14 protein-coding genes and 3 pseudogenes are annotated in these 19,077 nt (G+C 36.0%); 4 read left to right on the top strand and 13 right to left on the bottom strand.

Annotation, left to right across the window (positions count from 1 at the left end; translation table 11 throughout):
* Positions 1-165: 165 nt before the first annotated feature.
* Positions 166-1,498 (bottom strand): annotated as a pseudogene (locus MWH06_04855) (DNA recombination protein RmuC).
* A gap of 446 nt (positions 1,499-1,944) precedes the next feature.
* Positions 1,945-2,268, bottom strand: a pseudogene (locus MWH06_04850) (hypothetical protein).
* A gap of 419 nt (positions 2,269-2,687) precedes the next feature.
* On the opposite strand from MWH06_04850, the gene MWH06_04845 reads away from it, so the two are divergent.
* Positions 2,688-4,016, top strand: a complete 1,329-nt coding sequence (locus MWH06_04845; GenBank protein ID UPA54629.1) for an IS4 family transposase — start codon at positions 2,688-2,690, stop codon at positions 4,014-4,016.
* Here the strand turns inward: MWH06_04845 and MWH06_04840 are convergent.
* From MWH06_04840 to MWH06_04810, 7 genes and pseudogenes are all read right to left on the bottom strand, one after another.
* Positions 4,003-4,605 carry a hypothetical protein gene (locus MWH06_04840; protein ID UPA54628.1) on the bottom strand — a complete coding sequence of 201 codons (603 nt, stop codon included), beginning with the start codon at positions 4,603-4,605 and terminating at the stop codon, positions 4,003-4,005. The two genes, MWH06_04845 and MWH06_04840, sit on opposite strands and share 14 nt — an antisense overlap.
* A gap of 547 nt (positions 4,606-5,152) precedes the next feature.
* On the bottom strand, positions 5,153-5,890 hold the full coding sequence (locus tag MWH06_04835; GenBank protein ID UPA54627.1) for a phage major capsid protein: 738 nt from the start codon (positions 5,888-5,890) through the stop codon (positions 5,153-5,155).
* 6 nt (positions 5,891-5,896) lie between these two features.
* A pseudogene (locus MWH06_04830) lies at positions 5,897-6,712 on the bottom strand (transposase).
* A 428-nt stretch (positions 6,713-7,140) separates the two neighbouring features.
* Positions 7,141-7,812: an orotidine-5'-phosphate decarboxylase gene (gene pyrF / locus MWH06_04825; protein ID UPA54626.1), complete on the bottom strand. Its 672-nt coding sequence runs from the start codon at positions 7,810-7,812 to the stop codon at positions 7,141-7,143.
* A 13-nt stretch (positions 7,813-7,825) separates the two neighbouring features.
* Positions 7,826-9,205, bottom strand: coding sequence for a hypothetical protein (locus MWH06_04820; GenBank protein UPA54625.1), 1,380 nt, complete (start codon positions 9,203-9,205; stop codon positions 7,826-7,828).
* 164 nt (positions 9,206-9,369) lie between these two features.
* Positions 9,370-10,329, bottom strand: coding sequence for a hypothetical protein (locus MWH06_04815; GenBank protein ID UPA54624.1), 960 nt, complete (start codon positions 10,327-10,329; stop codon positions 9,370-9,372).
* 68 nt (positions 10,330-10,397) lie between these two features.
* Positions 10,398-12,935, bottom strand: a complete 2,538-nt coding sequence (locus MWH06_04810; protein UPA54623.1) for a valine--tRNA ligase — start codon at positions 12,933-12,935, stop codon at positions 10,398-10,400.
* Between the two features lie 235 nt (positions 12,936-13,170).
* Between MWH06_04810 and MWH06_04805 the strand changes: the two genes are divergently transcribed.
* Together MWH06_04805 and MWH06_04800 are read left to right on the top strand one after the other, a co-directional pair.
* A complete protein-coding gene (locus tag MWH06_04805) occupies positions 13,171-13,959 on the top strand; it encodes a hypothetical protein (GenBank protein ID UPA54622.1) in 789 nt (262 codons plus the stop codon).
* 463 nt (positions 13,960-14,422) lie between these two features.
* On the top strand, positions 14,423-15,628 hold the full coding sequence (locus tag MWH06_04800; GenBank protein ID UPA54621.1) for an MFS transporter: 1,206 nt from the start codon (positions 14,423-14,425) through the stop codon (positions 15,626-15,628).
* Positions 15,629-15,764: 136 nt separating this feature from the next.
* Here the strand turns inward: MWH06_04800 and MWH06_04795 are convergent, their stop codons facing one another.
* The 4 genes from MWH06_04795 to secG all read right to left on the bottom strand — a co-directional run bounded on the left by MWH06_04795 (position 15,765) and on the right by secG (position 18,372).
* The gene (locus MWH06_04795) at positions 15,765-15,887 is read right to left on the bottom strand and encodes a hypothetical protein (protein UPA54620.1); all 123 of its coding nucleotides are present in this window, start codon (positions 15,885-15,887) and stop codon (positions 15,765-15,767) included.
* A gap of 156 nt (positions 15,888-16,043) precedes the next feature.
* Positions 16,044-16,451, bottom strand: coding sequence for a nucleoside deaminase (locus MWH06_04790; protein UPA55756.1), 408 nt, complete (start codon positions 16,449-16,451; stop codon positions 16,044-16,046).
* A 41-nt stretch (positions 16,452-16,492) separates the two neighbouring features.
* Entirely contained in the window at positions 16,493-18,097 is a 1,605-nt protein-coding gene (locus tag MWH06_04785) for a CTP synthase (GenBank protein ID UPA54619.1), read from the bottom strand.
* Positions 18,097-18,372, bottom strand: a complete 276-nt coding sequence (secG, locus tag MWH06_04780; GenBank protein UPA55755.1) for a preprotein translocase subunit SecG — start codon at positions 18,370-18,372, stop codon at positions 18,097-18,099. The genes MWH06_04785 and secG overlap by 1 nt, the downstream gene beginning before the upstream one ends.
* A gap of 189 nt (positions 18,373-18,561) precedes the next feature.
* Between secG and MWH06_04775 the strand changes: the two genes are divergently transcribed.
* A complete protein-coding gene (locus MWH06_04775; GenBank protein UPA54618.1) occupies positions 18,562-19,077 on the top strand; it encodes a gamma carbonic anhydrase family protein in 516 nt (171 codons plus the stop codon).

Genomic DNA, 19,077 nt, shown 5'->3' with positions numbered 1-19,077 from the left:
ATTTTTCTTTAATATGTCAATAAAAGAAAAAGCGGCAGCAAGCAGGAATTAGATAAGCTATATATAAATATTAAAAAAACGTGAATCTTGCTTGTGTTAATCACAAATGCTAAAGCTAGATCTAAAACGCCTATGGTCTGGCTCTTGAATGGTTATGTAAGAAGTCTAATCTACTTTCAATTCCCCAGTATGTAAACTGCGCGGTAGGGACTCTAATTCCTTTGCAGCACTTAAACTTTTATTTTTTGCATGTATACCAAGCTTATTGAATTCTCGGGCAGCAGGAAACACCCTTGCTTCAAGCGAACCAGCAGTTTTATTATAATGATCGACAGCACTTTTTAAGCTCCTGCGCAAATTATCAAAGTTTTCGCCCATTGTGCAAATGCGCTCATATAAAATATGACCTAGTTCACTGATCTTTTTCGCGCTTTCAGCTATCATCGTCTTGCTTCCATCCATACGCTATTGCTCTCAGCAACGCAATTAGAGTGATCGGTGTTGCAATGATCACTTTTTTTTCCACTCCAATCTCTATCAAAGCAGGCTCATATTCCAGTGCTGCACTAAAAACCCCCTCCCCTGTTAAGAAAAGCACCACAACGTTCTGGCGTATTTTCAAATTGATTCCAATACTCTTTTTTACCCAAGTCATTTATGTGTTTTTTTATTGCCAGGGAATGATTCTTTAATTTCTCCTTTTGTATTTGCAAATCATTTTGTGATATAGCATCCATGTAGGAATCCAGTGGCACTTTAGCATCTATTATTATTTGCTTTCCAGATGGCATTTAATTATTAAATCAGGACGCAATAAATTATCCTCGTTTTTATCAATCACTGAGGCTTGAGTAAAAAAATCGCAATATTCAATCATTCCTGCTATTTCTACCACTCTTTTGAGTTGCATTTCACCCCACTTTCCTCTAATGTGGGGCTTTCTCAAGGCATTAGCAAGGCTGGAAGTTTGGTTCATCAGTGCTCCAATTTGCTCCTTTAAACCTTCATAGGCCCCTACCCTCTCTTTTTCTAGCTCACGTATTTCATTATCGAATTTTTCTAATTTTTCTTTTATCGGAGTTACAACTTCGTTAATCGTTGCTTGTCTTTTTTTAAAATCGCTTTCCGTTTCTTTTAATTTACTATCAATTACTTCCTTCGCTAAGTTCAGAAAATTATTGTTATTTGTCTGCAAAGCATCAAGAGAGAGCGCTTTAAAAGTGTTTGTTAATCTCTCCTCTGCTTTTGTCAGTAATTCTATTTCTTTTTTCTTTTCCTCACGTTCTTTTTGCAGAGTTACTTCAAGTTCTGCTCTTTTGATCTTTAAATCAACTATTTCTTCATTCTTCGTAAGCAAACTTTGCTTTGTTTCTTGCTCTAATTTACATAAATTAACTTCAAGGTTTGCTTTCTCTTTACTCAGTTTTCTATTCTTTTTTATGATAATACAGAGAAATAATAGTAAAGAGAGGCTAAGAACTATAGAATTGAAAAGCATCAGAATAAAAAAGCTGCATTTACAATTCTATATGATTTCTGTGTGTATAAGAAAGAAAAAAAGAGCACCTGAAGTGGTGCTCCTTCATAAAAAGTTTGTTATTGTGACTGTGATTTATGAGACAGATCATTACTAGCAGTTTGTACTTCAGGTTTAGCAACTAATGAGTTTGGTCCGTCATCATTTGCAGGCGCTTTTTGGTCAGCTTCTGATTGTCTAGCTAGTTCTTTATCTTCATCAGGTTCTTGCAACTCATCTGGTGTTGTCTCTTGACTAGAAACAATGTCGAAACTCGAGCTATCAGTTGGTGCACTACCATTTGCAGAGATTTCAGGTTGAGGATTGTCAGCCTCTTTATCATCATCTTTAACAGATTCATTATCAAAACTTGACTGATTAGGCTCATCACCAGACCCCTGAGCTTGACCATCAGGTTTAGCCGAAGGTTGATATTTTTGTATAGAATCTATTACAACAAATGTCGACCCTTTCTTAAAGCCTAAGGAGCTTTCAATTTTATTTATATCATTAAGTACTTGTTTATCATTTATTTTGCACAGCGTGCTAATAAATAGAGATACGGAACCATCCTCATTTTCCTTCTTACTAAAATTAATGTTAAAATCACCTTTACTGCAGTGTATTTTCATACGATATTTACTATTATTTTTTGGGTTCTTATAATCTTCTAGCTTTTGTTGAATATCATCTGCAAGACGTAGCTCTAAGCCTCTGTTAAAAACGTTGATAGTAGAAGATTCTCTCTTCAATTCCTTAGAGTTTGGTGTTTCTTCTGTCTTACTTGAATCCTGTGCTGAAACTTTATCAACTAAGCATACCATTAAATTTTTCACTTCTTCATCAACTTCCACATTGCTAACCTCTGGTTGTACTTCCTCGTTACTAGCAGCATTATTAGGCTCACCTTTTTTCTTATGTGCATTAACTAAAGTTTCTCGAAGTTCATTTTGCACTGCCGATGGTGTTGTTTGATCAATAGTTGTATAATTGTTAACCACTTGTTGTGTCGTAGTAGTATTGAGCTTAGGTTGTTCCAACGTTGGAGCTTCAAATGGGCTGTTAGATATACCATACGCGTCAAGTTAAGGAAAAGTGAGAGGAAAATTAGCAGAGAGAAGGAAAAATAGGGTATAAGTTCTCTTGGATAGCTTAATAGAGAGAACTTACAATGGACAGAATAGCGTGCTTGTCAAAAAAACTCAAAGAATTCTTCAATGAAAAGGCAGATGAAATATCAGATGAGGTAGGTTTTATAAAAAGGAAAAGAAAGCTTAGAGGATCGTCGTTTATAAAAGCAATAGTTTTTGGTAATATAGGAGTTGATAATTGCAGCATAGAAACGATGTGTCAGTTACTCAACGAAGACTCAATAAAAATAACAAAACAGGGTTTAGATTGGAGATTTGCTGAAGAAGCAGTAGAATTTATGAGAAGAATGTATAATGAATCCTTATTAATATTTAGGAATAGCTTACAAATTGATTGTAAAATTTTAAAGCAATTCAAAAGCGTCAAATTATTGGACAGTAGCTACATTAGCTTGCCTAATAATATGGAAAATATGTACAAAGGATACGGCACTAGCTATAGTGATTATGAAAGCAATGCTAAGTCTAGAATAAAATTACAGATACTTTTTGACTACTTAAACCAGACGCTGGATCAACTTAATCTTACGGAAGGAATAAGGTCAGATCAGGGCTATAGAAGCCATTTAAGCAATATATCAACTAATGATCTGTTAATATCAGACCTGGGCTACTTCGTGCCAGCTTCTTTTAAACAAATTGATGAAGCTGGAGCTTATTTTGTTAGCCGTTATAAATCTGATACAAACACATATGACATCGAAACAAATCAAAAAATAGAGTTATTGGAATGTTTAGAAGGTCAATCCTTTCTAGAAAGGGAAGTGCTATTAGGGAAAGAAGTAAAAATTAAAGCCAGAATTATATGTCAAAAATTAACTGAAGAACAGTCTATAATCAGAAGAAGAAGGGCTAATAAGTTAGCAAAGTCACATGGATACACATCTTCTCAAAAGAATCAAAAATTGCTGGATTGGTCGATATTCATAACTAATGTTCCAGAAAGTAAAATTAGCGCTGAGCAGGTCTTAACAATTTACAGAGTAAGGTGGCAGATTGAATTATTATTTAAATTGTATAAGAGTCACATCAGGCTTGATGAACTTAAAGGAAAGTCATACAGAGTATTATGTGGGCTATATGCTAAATTGTGTGCAATTCTTATATTTCATGGAATATTTGGCTGTACAAAGCTGAAAGAGAATATAGAGCTGAGTTTAACAAAGGCCTTCATTGAACTAAAAAGAAGGATTAGGGAGTTGTTTTTAGCGTTAAATAGTAAAATTAATAACCTGAGAATTTTTCTGAAAAAACTTACCACAGACTGGTCACAATTTTCTATAAAGGACAGGTATAGGAAGACCAGGTTATCTACTTTAACTTCCCTAAACTTGCTTACAACTTCTTAACTTGACGCGTATGGTTAGATATACTATCTACTTTAATCTTTGTTACACCATCACTCAATCCTAACATTTTTTTCACATTCTCAATCCCGTCTTCAACAAACATTGTATTGCTATCGATATAATTACCATCTTCGTTCTTCTTTAGTATTGATTTTACAATTACATATTCAGAAGAACCATGGTAATTATTACCTCCACCAGTAATGCGATATTCTCCTTTATCACATCTTAGATATAGAAGAAGCTCAGGAGAAAACCCGTCCTCGTTTACACTTTGACTATCTTTATAATTCTCGATTTTCACAGACTGTTCCAACCACAGTATTAAGCCATCCTTTTCAAGCTCAAGTTTACCTGCTTTTTCATGTTTATCAACTACAAGTTCTTTAGGTTTACCTGGTGGTGGTGTTTGATTAGGAGTCCCTAGTATAGGCTCATCACTTGGAGCTTTTGGTAACGTATTATCTTTTGATTGACTGCGTGTTTCTTGTCTCTCATTGCCTGAAGGCCCCTCTTGCTGTGATGTATTTTGTTGAGTAGCATTTGCTTTACCACCAAACAACCTGATGAAATTTTTCTTGCAATCCATGAAATTCCTGTGTGATCAGCAATCCATTTAAAAAAGTTTTTTATTTTTTCCCACATATTTTACTCCTATAATTAATAAAAAATAAATAATGTTTAAGTGTTACACATTAATTTCAACTTGTCAATTTTTCTCTTGTGGAAAGAAAGTATATGGTATAAAAAGAAGTAAAAAGGTTCTATAGCTAAACTGACTTACGACAATTTGAAAAACCGTCATTCCGCTACTAGTTAGCGGAATCTATACCGCGCATAACTGTACGAACATTGTGATTTTAGGGCAATCCCTACTTAAATGGGTGTCATCCCAGTACTGGGATCCAGTTTTCCATGCAATCTCGCAAAGACATTTGTTTGAGTATAAGACAGCTACTTTTACGCTCACCAGTTTAGTGTGCTTCTTACAATAAGATTTCTGGATCCCAGTACTGGCATGACACCATCTGTTGTGCGAACTACCTCAACAAAAGCAAATGTTCGTACAGTTATGGAATGAGTCGCGGTATGACGTGTTGCTTTGGTCAGCTCTAAAGATGATGCTGTGGAAGTTTTTAGTACTTGCTCGCAACTTTCAACAATTTAATAGCACTGGTGTTTACAACCTCTCCGCCGACACGCTTAGTGACAAAGAACCTCACATAAGGTTTATTCGTATAAGGGTCTCGTAATATTCTCATTCCTCTGTTATCTACAATCTTATAAGCTTGTTTGAAATCCGCTATCGCAATTACCGGTAGCTGATTGTTTGGTACCGGTGGCATATCGGCAGATTGATATACTGGTATCCCCATTAAGGTATCTGGAGCTTTAAGCGACAAACTTGGTTGCCAGAGATATTGGCCCTCTTGAGATTTGAGCAGCCTAATGTTTTTCAACGTACTTCTGTTCATCAAAAATGATGCATTTTTAGAGTAATACTCATTTAGAGAATAGTACAATATCATTATTGAATCGCTATCTAATTTTTCAGTTTTAACTTGCTCTATTTTATTGTAGCCCTTTCCATCATCATAAGCTAAAATTCCTTTGGGTTGAAAAGTACCCTCACCCTTAATGAAGGCTTCGCTTTCTTCCTTACTAAAAGTCTCGGCAATCTTTTCCACCAGCCAACTCTCAACATCAACAAACGCATCATCGAGTAACTTTTGTGATATCTGTGGTTGAGCATATAACTCGTAAGTTGTTACGGAAATTTTTTGGATTTTAGGTGTGTCCGTATCTTTTGCAAAATCATAAGACCTGCTGCGAATCAAGCGATAAAAAAAGGAAAGGAGGGTGACTAAAATCAAGGTTAACTAAAAGGCGTGCTTAAGATTTACAATACCAGCAATAATATTGAACCTCAGGTTATATTTTTTCTGAAAATTGCGATAAACATTCGACATAATCTTAAATATCTTTATCTCTCGGATCTTGTTTTCTACTCTCATTCTAAATGATGCTAATCTTCTATTATGCTCTGGAGTTAATGGCTTTTTACGATACTTTTTATATGGAATTATAACATTGCTTTGCAATTTTTGCCAACCTTGATATCCAGAATCGGCATGTTTTATGCTATCAAGTGGTAAATATTTTTCTTGTTTCCTTATGCGGAAATCACTAATTCTACCACGGTATGACTTTGACACTGATAAAATTCTTCCTCCTTCTTCGATAATAATCTCAGTTTTCATAGTGTTGGTTCTTTTTTTTCCTGAATATGATTTCTTCCGTTTTTTACTATCTTCTGGTCTCTGTATTTGCTGTTCTGTAACATCAGCCAAAATCTTCAGTATTTTTTCTGGCGTCATACTTCTATCTTTTGTTATAGTCACTTTTTTGGCGAGTAATGGCTCTATTCTCTTAAGTAACCTACATACATTTGCGTTGTGTACATTGAATAGGCATCCTAAAAATCTATGTGTTATGTAAGTGCGATAGTACAAAATTACGCAAAACAACTTATCTTCCAGAGTTGGTAGTTTTGATCTTCTACCATGACACTTTTTCTGTTTTTCCTATCCAGACCTCACTTTTTCCACTACTTTTTCGAACTCCTCTATAGTTAAACCTGTTATATTACGAAAGTTTCTTGGGTGTTTTTTCATATTATAGTAACTAAAGCTCATTTTTTTTCCTTACTTGATCTGCTTATTCTTCTTCTACCTCTCTCACATCATTTTTTCAATCACCTTTTTCAGCAGGTCTATAGATTCCGCTAACGAGTAGCGGAATGACGAATTTGTTGTTTTTCAAATTGTAGGTAAACCTAAGCCACTTTAGCTATAGCATTAGACTTCTTTTGAATTTTGCAGGCAACTGTGTTGTAATTTGAAGACAACAACCCTGTTGTTACAATAACAACTACACTTCAGCATGAAAAAAAACCAAAGAAAACTTATTTGTTGAGAATATAAAGCTAGAAACAGCCTGGCACTTTGTACCACGCCTAGTACTGTAAGCTTAATTCAGTAATTAAATTAAGCGAGGTAAAACAAAAGATAACAACACTATATAACGTTCGTTTTTTTGTGTCAAGCACTTTTTTTTATCTGCTTCAATTAGTAAGGGATTTCAATATTAATTCTGCACTACCTGCAGTTTTTGTAATGGGCCTACCAATTACGATATAATCAGCTCCTAAATTTATTGCTTCTCTTGGTGTTGCTGTCCTTTTTTGGTCGTCATGACCTGGATCTATACGAATTCCTGGAGTAATAATTTTAAAGTCTTCACCGCATTCTCGGCGCACTTCTTGAGCTTCTAGTGCAGAACAGACTATTCCATAGAGCCCAATCTTTTTTGCAAGCTTTGCAAGCAAAATTACCTGTGATTTTACCTCTCTTGCTATTCCAAGCTCGTTTAAATCCTCATTGCTCATACTAGTTAGCATTGTTACTCCAATCAGCTTTATTTTTGTGCCTTGCACCACACTTAGCGCTTCTTCAAGCATTTTTGTTCCACCGCTGATGTGCAGAGTTAACATTTCAACGCTCAGAACTTTTATTACTTCAACTGTTTTAGCTACAGTGTTTGGAATGTCATGCAATTTCAGATCTAAAAAAATTGGTACATTGCATTTTGCAACTTCTTGCACTCCAGAGAGACCATGAGCAGCAAAAAATTCTAATCCCAGCTTTACCATGCCAACTTTACCACGCAGAGTATTAGCTAGAGAAATAGCCTTATTTAAGTCTTGTGTATCCAGTGCGCATATTATTGGGTTCATTATCTTGCATGATTTATTTTATAATAAGACTAATTGTTGTATTGTCAAGTTCTACATTCCGAAATTGACTGCGTTTACAACGTTCTGCCCATGGTAAATCTGGCAATTTGATCGGAGTGGATGAGCGACTTACATATCCAAGATCCTCCAGTGAAAAATCAAATGTTTTCTCTGATGGTGATTCATATCTATAATCTTCACCTGGCGTGAATTGCATAATTTCCTTCAATATAAACTTTATTTTTCGAGTCTCCTGTAATATTATTTTTCTACTATGATCTCCGATCGCTTCATTAGCGTTTACTAATTTTTCTACCTCGTCTACCACAGGTTCTAACATTTCCAGTAAATAACCCTTTTTCTCTTCTGCATTTCTCAACAAATCTTCTTCAAGTTGTCCTATTTGACTGTCTCGCTCTAAAAGTGAATTTTTTAAACTTTTCACCTCATTGTTACAATCTTTTCTTATTCCGTCTAACTTAAAAGACTGATTTTCAATTAAATCATTTGCTTCATCTAACTCTTCAAATTTCTTTTTTAATTCTTGAGATAAATTTTCCTTTTCTTTATTGATTTTTCTGATTTCACATTTTAGGTCATCTAATTTTGTATGCAACTTTTTTTCTTCCTCATATAGTATATCTCTTTCTTTACAAAGTGTGTCTTCTTTCTTACGTAATATATCCCTTTCTTTATAAAATTTGTCTTCTTTCTCGTATAACTCCCTTATTTCTTTACGTAATTTTTCTACTTCCTCATTCAATTTTTTATTTTCTAATTCTTTGCGTTGATTATTGTCTATTTTCCCTTTCAATTCTGTTATACGTTCTTCTTTTTCTTGTAACTGTTCACGTAAACGCAAGATTTTAAGATGTAATTCTTCTTCTCGTGCAACAAGCTTATCTATTTCCTCTTTTGTTTTGCCCAATTCATTGTCTATTTCAAACGTACGATTCTTTGCTGTTTCTAATCTTTTCTCTAAAGATTTTTTTTCTTCAAGAAGAGATTCTCTCTCAACTTCTGACTCATTTACTTTCTGAGCCAATTTTTTTGCTCTCTTGTCTAAATTTTGCTTTTCTTGAGTTAATTCATGTTTTAATTTTTCCACTTCTTTGTTTGCAGCTTTTTCAGCTTCCTTTCCTAGAGTTATTTTATTTTCTAACTTTTGTTCTTTCTGAGCGAATTTACTTCTCTCAACCTCTATTTTTTTATTATTACTAATTATTTTATACGAAAGTGCAAGCACCAAAACAGATAATGCAGCTAAAGCAAGAATTAGAGGAAGAGGCACATTAGAAGTTACAGTAAGCGCTAAAGATGTAAGTAACGTAAGAGTAGCTAAGGAACTAGCTACAAAATAAAATGTGTTAGCTTTGTTAAACAAATTGCTCATTACTCCCCTCCCCCCACGCACAAAACTTCAGCAGTCTTGTATATATTTATTAAAATTCTCTTATCTGTGGAGGGATTATAGTGCTGCACCTACAACAAACTTCCCATTTTCAGTCTGCTAGCTAAAAATGGCTAAGGTCTTATGTATCGAGTGTACAACTGTACTCAAAATGTGTGGTAGCTATTGGTCGAGGTAAAGCATCCACTAAAATATCCAGAATCACATGAAGCGTCATTCAGCTCTGTATATGGCGGTCTTATTGGAATGGATATATAAGGTGATTTTGGTTTCGAGAATTGTTTATTAGCAGACGTATTTTCATCTGTTCCTTCAAATCCTGATGGATGTTCACTGCTTAGATCCTTTATCATTTCCAGTGAATTAGCTGCTTCTTGTACTGCATTTCCTTGTAATAAATCTTGTCCCAGCGTGTTTAGCAGTTCCTCTGCATTGTTAAGACGTTCGTTGTGCTTCTCTTCCGTTTTTAGAGATTTATCAAAAAGAGCTTTATCAATATTAGAATTTTCAGATGAACGCTTTTCGTTTTGTTTATGTAAATCAACATTTTTACTTGTCATATTGTGGTATGCCTTCAGACGTTCTATTTCTTTTTCTATCTCTTCATTTTTATTTTCATCTCCGCCTTTCCCTTCTGATTCATCATATAGTTCTTCTTGTTGGTCCTCTAACCACCCTATTTTCTCGTTTAGCCTTTCAACTTCACTTTCTAAATTCTGCTTCTCTTGAGCCAGTTCATTCAATTGATTCTGTAATACTTTCACTTGTTCATTTGCAGCTTCTTTAGCTTCTTCTCCCAGAGTTATTTTATTTTCTAACTCTTGTACCTTACTCTCTAATTGTTGTCTTACATTAGCTAGCTCTTGCTCTTTTTCAGCAAATTTATTTTTCTCAACCTCTATTTTCTTAATCATCTTGCATGAAAGTGCAAGTATCAAAGTAGATAGTATAGATAAACTCAAGGCAACAGGAAGAGCTACATTAAAGGCTGCAATTGGAGATAAGAATGTAACATAAGGAGCAACAGCAAGTGTCCCAGATGCAAGCAATGCCAAAGTAGCAAAAGCACCAGCTATAAGATATGGTGCATTGGTTTTACTATACAAATCCCTCATCCTCACAACTAATAATGATTATAATAGCATGGATATCAAAGGAAATAAAGCTATAAAAATCAGTATAAGTCTATATTCACTATGTATTTCCCGTCTTCAGTTTCAAGCTCAGACTGCATCCACTCTATCGTTTCCGCACTGCACACTGCCTGCAAATCATCCTGTGCAGATTGATCCAACTTATCCTCTTGTACGCTCGCTTTTATCACTAATTTCTTTATCAAATGCTTAACTGATACATTATTATCTGCTTTTATCTTTCTGATAATGTTTAATATCTGCACGCAATTGTCTCCCATTTCCTCTGAATATTTATCGTAGATAAGCTCTTCTTTGCTCGGCCAATTACTTTGATTGTGTACAGAATTATAACTATACAACTGGTGGTATATCTCTTCTGTAATGTAAGGCAAAAAAGGTGCAAATAACCGCAAAATGGTATTTAGCACATATGCTAAACTTTGTTTCGCACTTGAATCATTTTCGTACGCACGTTTCTTTACTAGTTCCAAATAATTATCACAAAAATCCTTCCAGAAAAACTCCTCTACTGCCTCCAAAGCTTCACAGTATTCAAACTGTAATAGGTTATTTGTTGCTCTTTCTATAACTTTGTATAACTTAGACAATATCCACTTATCCATTGTCTCGTGAGCAGAATTTATGCTCATTACTTGATGCTTTTCCATGAACATGGAAACAAACTTGCTAGCGTTCCAAAGTTTTGTAACTAGGCGCTTGCCAATTTTGAATATATTTTCAGAGTAGACTGTATCAACTCCCAGCCTTGAGTTCGCTGCCCAATAGCGTACTACATCAGCTCCATAAGTTTCAAGTATTACATGAGGAGTGATGATGTTACCTTTTGATTTACTCATCTTTTTCTTATCATCGGCTAAACACCAACCGCTGATCATAATGTTTTTCCAAGGTAAAGAATCTGCATGATAATGTGCCTTTAAAATAGTATAAAAAGCCCAAGTTCTTATTATCTCATGGCTCTGGCTGCGCAGATCTGCAGGAAATATCGTATTATAGCGATGATTTGGTAAGCTAAACTCACTATTTACTGCCAGTGCACTTAGTTGAGGAGTAATTGAACTTGTGGCCCAGGTATCCATTACATCTTGATCTGGAATAACCTCTTCTTTGCTATACCCTTTTGGCAAATCTTTGAGTGGATCTATAGGTAGGGCCTTTATCTCAGCTAGAATAATTTTACCTTCTTCTCCCTTACGTTTAGAATACCATGCTGGAAATGGCACACCAAAATAGCGCTGTCTTGAGATGCACCAGTCCCAATTTAGCCCTTCTATCCACACTTCCATGCGTTTACGCATATTGCTTGGGTGCCAATTGCATTCTTTTACTTTATCTAATACTTGAGCTTTTTGCTCTAAGGTCTTGATAAACCATTGATAAGTAGGTAATATCTCAAGTGGTGCACCAGATCTTTCTGCACACTTGACAGAATGAGAAATGTTAGTGCTTTCTATCAAAAGTCCTCTTTGAGTTAGGATTTCGATTATCCGCTTTCTTGCTGCTGTAACTTTCAATCCATTTATTTCATTTAGTATATCGTCTGTCATCCGAGTAGCTGACACTGGGATCCATTCTTCTTTCTGATCACACCCACCCTCCTTTGTCATCCCAGTGCGTGACACTGGAATCCATATTTCTTCCTTCTGACCATGTACTGAATGAAGGTTCATCCCCCCATCCTGATCGATGATAATTTTCATCGGTAGATTATGCTTTTGCTGCCAATATATGTCGAGTTCATCACCAAACGTACAGCACATAACAAGCCCAGTGCCTTTATCTATTTTGACCTTATCGTCAGCAATGATTAGTACTTTTTCCTTTGTTATTGGCACCACCGCTGTTTTTCCGATCAGATGAGTGTAGCGCGCATCCTCTGGGTGGCAGAAAACCGCAACACATGCGGGAAGTAATTCAGGCCGCGTGGTCGCAATATTGATCTGCTTATTTTCTTGAGTAGAGAAAACTATCGTGTTCAAGGATGACTCAAAAACTTTATCTTCTATTTCTGCTTGCGCAATTGCGGTTTTATCAACTGGGTCCCAAAGGATAGGCTGCATCTTTCTATATGCATATCCCTTATTATATAGATCAATAAACGACATCTGTGAAAGCGTCACAGTTTCCTTGCTGATCGTGTGATATTCCAAATCCCAGTCATAACTAATGCCGACCGATTTAAATAGTTCCTTGAATTCTTGCTTTGATTTTTCAATAACCTCATGGCACATCTCTATAAATTTTTCCCTGCCAACTTCTTTTGCGCGGGTTTTATAGGTTTGCTCAACCAATCTTTCAGTGGGAAGCCCATTATCATCAAACCCAATTGGATAAAACACATCTTTTCCCAGCATGCGCTGAAACCTTGCAATAAAGTCTGTATGGCAATAGCTGAATATATGGCCGATATGCAATTTACCCGATATTGTTGGTGGAGGTGTGTCTATAGTGAAAGTGTTATCCTTTTCACCATTCCACTTATAAACTTTACTGCCTTCCCATAATATGTTGTATTTGTCTTCAATTTCTTTAAAGCCGTATTTTTCTTTTAACATAAATATTTCTCAATTTTAAACTTCAAGCTAGCAACGTCATACCGCCGCGGTATCTCTTAGCCTGCTAACAAGCAGCGGGATGACGATTGTCGGTAAACCTAAATTACTTTAGCTATAGCACAATTAAGTAAAGACGGCTATGCCAAAATTTATAACATACTATGGAAAATATTACTTGACGTTAAGTTTTAAAGGCATCATACTACCTTAAATATTATTTATATTGAGGTTCTCTATGTTAGATTCAAATGAAAATCAAAATTCTTCACCTAAAGTAACCTTACCAACTGATACAACATCTGATCAAGTAGAAGCTATAAATAAAAACTCTATTGAATCAGAAACAGAGCAGTCGTTACAAAGTTCTTTAGCTGGTATTCAAGATTCTTTAGCTGGTTACGTTGATGCGAGAGAAGACAGTCCTGATAATACGGAGAAGTTGTTAGGTAATTGCCATCTTACAAGCAGTAGCACGCCATCAGATCCTATATCTACAGGGATTAATGGTACAACACAGATTGCCAATGATGGTGATTTACGTGCAAGTTCTCTTAATGAGGTTACGTTGGGCAATGAAGATGTTGCTGCTCAGTTACAAGCTAAAGAGGATAAGATAAAAGAATTAGAAGCTAAAATAAACCAACTAAATGCTGAAATTGCAAACCTTAAGGAACAATTACAAACTCAATTGAATCAAGCTAACGCGGGAAAAACAGAATTAGAAGCTAAATTGACTGAAGCTGAGAGGAGAAATAAAGAATTAGAAGCTAAAAACAAAACAACTGAGCAACCAAAACAAAGCAATGGAGCACGGTACACCGCTACTGTTGGTATGGGTCTTGCTGCTGGACTGATAGCATTTACTGCACTTGAACGTACAGTTAGGTTAGAGATGTTAGTAATGATTGGTATAGCAGTAACATCTGCACTCGTAGTTGGTGGTATTACATATGCAGTATTACCTAGTACTCAAGTAGATGGAGTGAAAGCACAAGAAGTAAATGAGAATGGGAAAAGCAAGTAACAAAGAGAAGTAACAAAGGCACTGGGATGACACCATCATAAAGGAACCAGTGTCACACTACTAGAATGACACCCTGACAATCGTCATCCCGCTACTTGTTAGCGCCGCGGCGGTATGACGGTTAATTATTCCGCGCGGGATGACGCCTCACCATGTCATTTGAGTAGCGGACACTGGAATGGCTTTGTTGCATCGCTAGCTATGATGGATTAAAGATAAAAAAGATGGAGAATATCAGTAGCTTATTATTCTGGTGTTTATAACAAGAACGGTCAGTGAATACCTAAATTTTAACAATCTCAATTATCACATACCATAATAAAAAAGTCAACCCACATCTTAGGTTGCAAAATCCCAAAAAGCAGCCAGAATAGAATAAGCAAACATTTACGAATTGAATTTAGTGCAAACAAGGGTGTTGATATCAACCATACTCTGCAGAATCACAATATGGTATGACTACATGCTCTTTATTGATTTGATTAACATAATCAGCAGAGAGTTTTGTTTTGCAAAAGATGTCTACAGTAACATACTGCAATTATTTGGAATTGTAGGGCTAGGCGCAATTGTAAGGCCACTTGGTGCATTCATATTTGGTCACGTTGGTGACAGGTACGGAAGGAGGATAGCATTAATAATTACTATCTTGCTAATATCGATACCATCAAGTCTTATTGCATTTATTCCAAGTCACAATCAAGTAGGTATAATTTCTACTATATTGCTTCTTGCAATCCATATAACACAAGGAATTGCACTTGGTGGTGAACAAGGAAGTTCTGTTTATCTTATAGAGCATTTATCCAGTAGGAAAGAAAACTTAGGGATGTATTTTGGAATAATGGGCTTTGGTCGTTCCATTGGTGTCTTGCTTTCTGCGGTGATAGTAATTATCTGCAAAAAAACTACTGATTTTTGCATCTGGGGTTGGAGATTGCCATTTATTTTCTCAGCTATTTTAGGATTAATTAGCGCGTATAGTATATACACATTGGGAGAAACTCCAGCATATGAAAAAAATCGAAAACAAAGAAATTTACCTGATTTGCCAATAATAGAGCTTATAAAGCGCCACAAGAGAGCTCTTATACTTGCTATTTTAATATCTGTACCTGTTAATGTTGCTGTCGGATTTACCATATTTCTTCGAACACTCGCAAAGGAAATAGCATCAGTGGATGTGTATGTAACGACATATATCAACGAAATTGTATTGATTACAACCAGTGTATTAATGCCGATATCTTCAATAGCGTTTGGAATGTTGGCTGATAAAGTTGGAAAAGAGCGCACTGCAATCTTATTTATAGCAATTACAATGGCACTGTGTTGTCCTGCGTTATCTATTGCATATTACTACAAAAATTATCTTGTGATTGCGTTGAGCGTAATGGTTCTCTCTATAATAGAAAGGGGTATAGTTCCCATAGGAATAGTTGCATCTGAACTCTTTCCTACCAATGTTAGATTTAGTGGTGTGAGCTTATCACGCAATATCTCTTATGCGTTACATGGAGGATTTACTCCTATGGTTTGTATTTGGTTGACTGTAACATTTCCTCAAACAAACCTTGCTGCTGGGCTTTATATAGTCTCCTGCTTGTTGGTCAGTGTGGTAGCAATATTGCAAATAAAACCGCAAGATAAAAAATGTGATTGGTATTAGTTTTCTCTTATGTGATTTGATAGTGATCTCCACCGGGAAAGGGTTTCATCTAAGTAGCTGACACCCTGACAACCGTCATCCCGCTGCTTGTTAGCGGGATCTAGAGATACCGTGACGGTATGACGTAGGACTGCTGTCATTCCAGTCTGGAATCCAGAGAAAAGAATGATGTCATTCCAGTGCTTGACACTGGAATCCAGCCTTTATTATGCAGCCACTTGGTTAAAATTAAGTCTTCTGGATCCCAGTGTCTGGGCACTGGGATGACAAAGGAGGGCAGTGTCAGCTACTCGGATGACACCCTCCTGGTAGACAATGTTCGTACAGCTGTGTGTCAGCTACTTGCATGACACCCTCTGTTGTATGTCACGTACTGGAATAACAGAAAAGTCTAATGATGCTTGGTAATTCTAAGTTAGGCTCTTAGTTTCTCAAAAAAATCCTTTAATAAAAAAGAGCATTCTGTTTCTAATATCCCACCATAAACTTCAGGTATATGGCTGCAAAATTGAAATATCTTAGCACCATTTTCAATTCCTCCACCTTTTGGATTATAAGCTCCAAAGTACAATCGTTTAATTCTGGCAAAGGAAATAGCTTGAGCACACATCGGACATGGTTCTAATGTTACGTACATATCAGCATCACAAAGCGTGGAAGTTGAAAATGCTTGTCTGATCGCTAACATCTCTGCATGTGCAGTTGGATCATTGGATATATTGTGTGCAGAAGAAACAACATTGCTTCCACTAACTATTACAGCACCTATGGGAACCTCATCATCTTTCTGAGCAAGTTTGGCTTGCTCTATGGCAAGCTCCATATATTGATGCTTGAACACTTTCCTTTGCTAATCTTCTTCTTTTAAATTTTATTAACTGCTGCCTTAATAAATGATACAAAAAGAGGATGAGGAGAAAACGGCTTTGATTGAAACTCTGGATGAAACTGCACACCAATAAACCACGGATGACTCTCTAACTCCACTGCCTCTATGCACGTTCCATCTTCTGATATGCCACTGCATAGCAGTCCATTTTTTTCCAAATCATCTTTATAATCTGAATTGATTATGTACCTATGCCTGTGTCTTTCTGAAATAGTAGTGTTACTATATGCATCCATCATTTTAGAGCTTGCATTTATATTACATTTGTATGCCCCAAGTCTCATGGTTCCACCAAGATCGTCATCTTGATCGCCAGCCAACTTAACAATTGGATGTTTACAGTTATGAAATTCTTCAGAGTGTGCATCTTCAAGCTTAACAACATTACGAGCAAACTCAATAATTGCAAGCTGCATACCAAGGCAAATTCCAAAAAACGGAATATTATTTGTACGGGCATAATTTATTGCTAATATTTTACCCTCTACTCCGTCATCACCAAACCCCCCTGGGACAAGGATTGCATGAGAATTCTGTAACTTCTCCCCTATAAGCTTTTCATTTATAGGTTTTTCTTCCTTCTCTCTTGAGTTAACCCAATTTATCTTTACTTTGACTTTATTACTAATTGTACCATGATTTAATGCTTCAACTAGTGATTTATACGCATCAGGGAATTTGGTGTATTTTCCCACTATAGACACAGTAACTTCCTGTGTTGGGTGCCTTATGGAATGCACTATTTGATCCCATTCAATCAAGCTTGGTTTTGGCTCACTTAAATGAAAGTGCTCCAAAATTTGCGTATCAAGCCCACATTGGCTATACAACACCGGTAACTCATATATATGACTCACATCAGGAGCAGGTATCACATTGGACAAAAAAACATTGCAAAGCTTAGCTATTTTCTCTCTTTGATTATCGAAAATTTCTTTCTCACTGCGGCATAATATAATATCTGGTTGTAACCCCGCGGAATTTAACTCTCGAACTGAATGCTGCGTTGGTTTTGTCTTTAATTCTTGCGCTACGGTAAGATATGGTATTAAAGTTAAGTGAATAAGGATAACTCTTTGTTTTCCTAATGTGTAGTTAACTTGGCGTATAGCCTCCAAAAATGGTTGGCTTTCAATATCACCTACAGTTCCTCCTATTTCACATATTACAAAATCCAAACCTTCCGTACCATTAAAAATGAACGATTTGATTAAATCTGTCACATGAGGAATGACTTGCACAGTTTTGCCCAGATAATCACCACGCCTCTCTTTCTTCAACAACTCATGATATATCTTACCAGTTGTTATATTGTCATCTTTTGTTGCTTTAATTCCAGTAAAACGCTCATAATGCCCAAGATCCAAATCAGTTTCAGCACCATCCTCAGTAACAAATACCTCTCCGTGCTGAGTTGGGTTCATTGTCCCAGGATCAATGTTGAGATACGGGTCAAGTTTTCTGATACGGATCTTAAAACCATAAGCTTGAAGAAGCGCACCAACGCTTGAAGCAACTAAGCCTTTACCAAGCGATGACACAACTCCACCTGTGACAAAGATAAATTTAGCTTCCTTCATTAATTTTCAAATGGAACAGAAGTAGGTTCACTTTCTTGCTTTTTTTCTAATATAATTTTCTCTGCAATCGATTTTTTATGTACGTCTTTTGAATATAATCCTGACAATAGCAATGTGTTTATAATAAACAATCCAGCAACAATAGCCGTTATTCTGCTGAGCGGGTTTTCAGAAGATTTCACCGGAATCATCGAATTGACTCCCTGTTGTGTATTACTAAAACCACTTAATGAACTACTCCCAGGTGGCTGCAAGAGCACTAAAATTACTAACACAACAACCAATGTTATTTGAAATATACTTAATACCGCTACTGACATTATAGATAGGGCTGAAAATAAAAATCTTAGCAGTACAAAGCACGTAAGTCAAGAACATCTGTCACCCAAGTAGCTTGAAATCTAAGTATGTATTTACTGCCTACCTTATTTTGATTAACATATGCATAAGACTTTGGGCTTAATATGTATCACATTTTAAAATACAAAAATTATGAACCAAAAATAGACGAAAGTGCTTTCATCGCAGGTGGTTCGCATATCATAGGCAAGGTTGAAATAGGAAGAGATGCAAGCATCTGGTTTAATTGTGTGGTCAGAGGGGACATTGGATCAATAAAAATAGGTGATGGAACAAATATTCAAGATGGAACGGTAATTCATGTGGATAGAAACCTAGGTGGTGACACAATTATTGGCAGTATGGTAACAGTGGGACATTTTTGTATGTTGCATGCATGCACGGTGCATGATAAAGCGTTTATTGGTATGGGCTCTACCGTGATGGACCATGCAGTTGTGGAGTCTGAAGCTATGGTGGCTGCTGGCTCACTAGTGACACATGGAAAAGTAATAAAAAGTGGGGAAATATGGGCTGGTAGGCCAGCAAAATTCTTCAAAAAAATGTCAAATGAAGAAATTAAACATATTACACAATCAGCACAAAATTATATTATGCTAATGAAAGAATATAAAAATTAA

Origin of the sequence: Wolbachia pipientis (assembly GCA_023052945.1) — a bacterium.
Taxonomy (GTDB): domain Bacteria; phylum Pseudomonadota; class Alphaproteobacteria; order Rickettsiales; family Anaplasmataceae; genus Wolbachia.
Note: the sequence above shows the minus strand (reverse complement) of the source record. Positions and strands in the feature narration are given on the sequence as shown.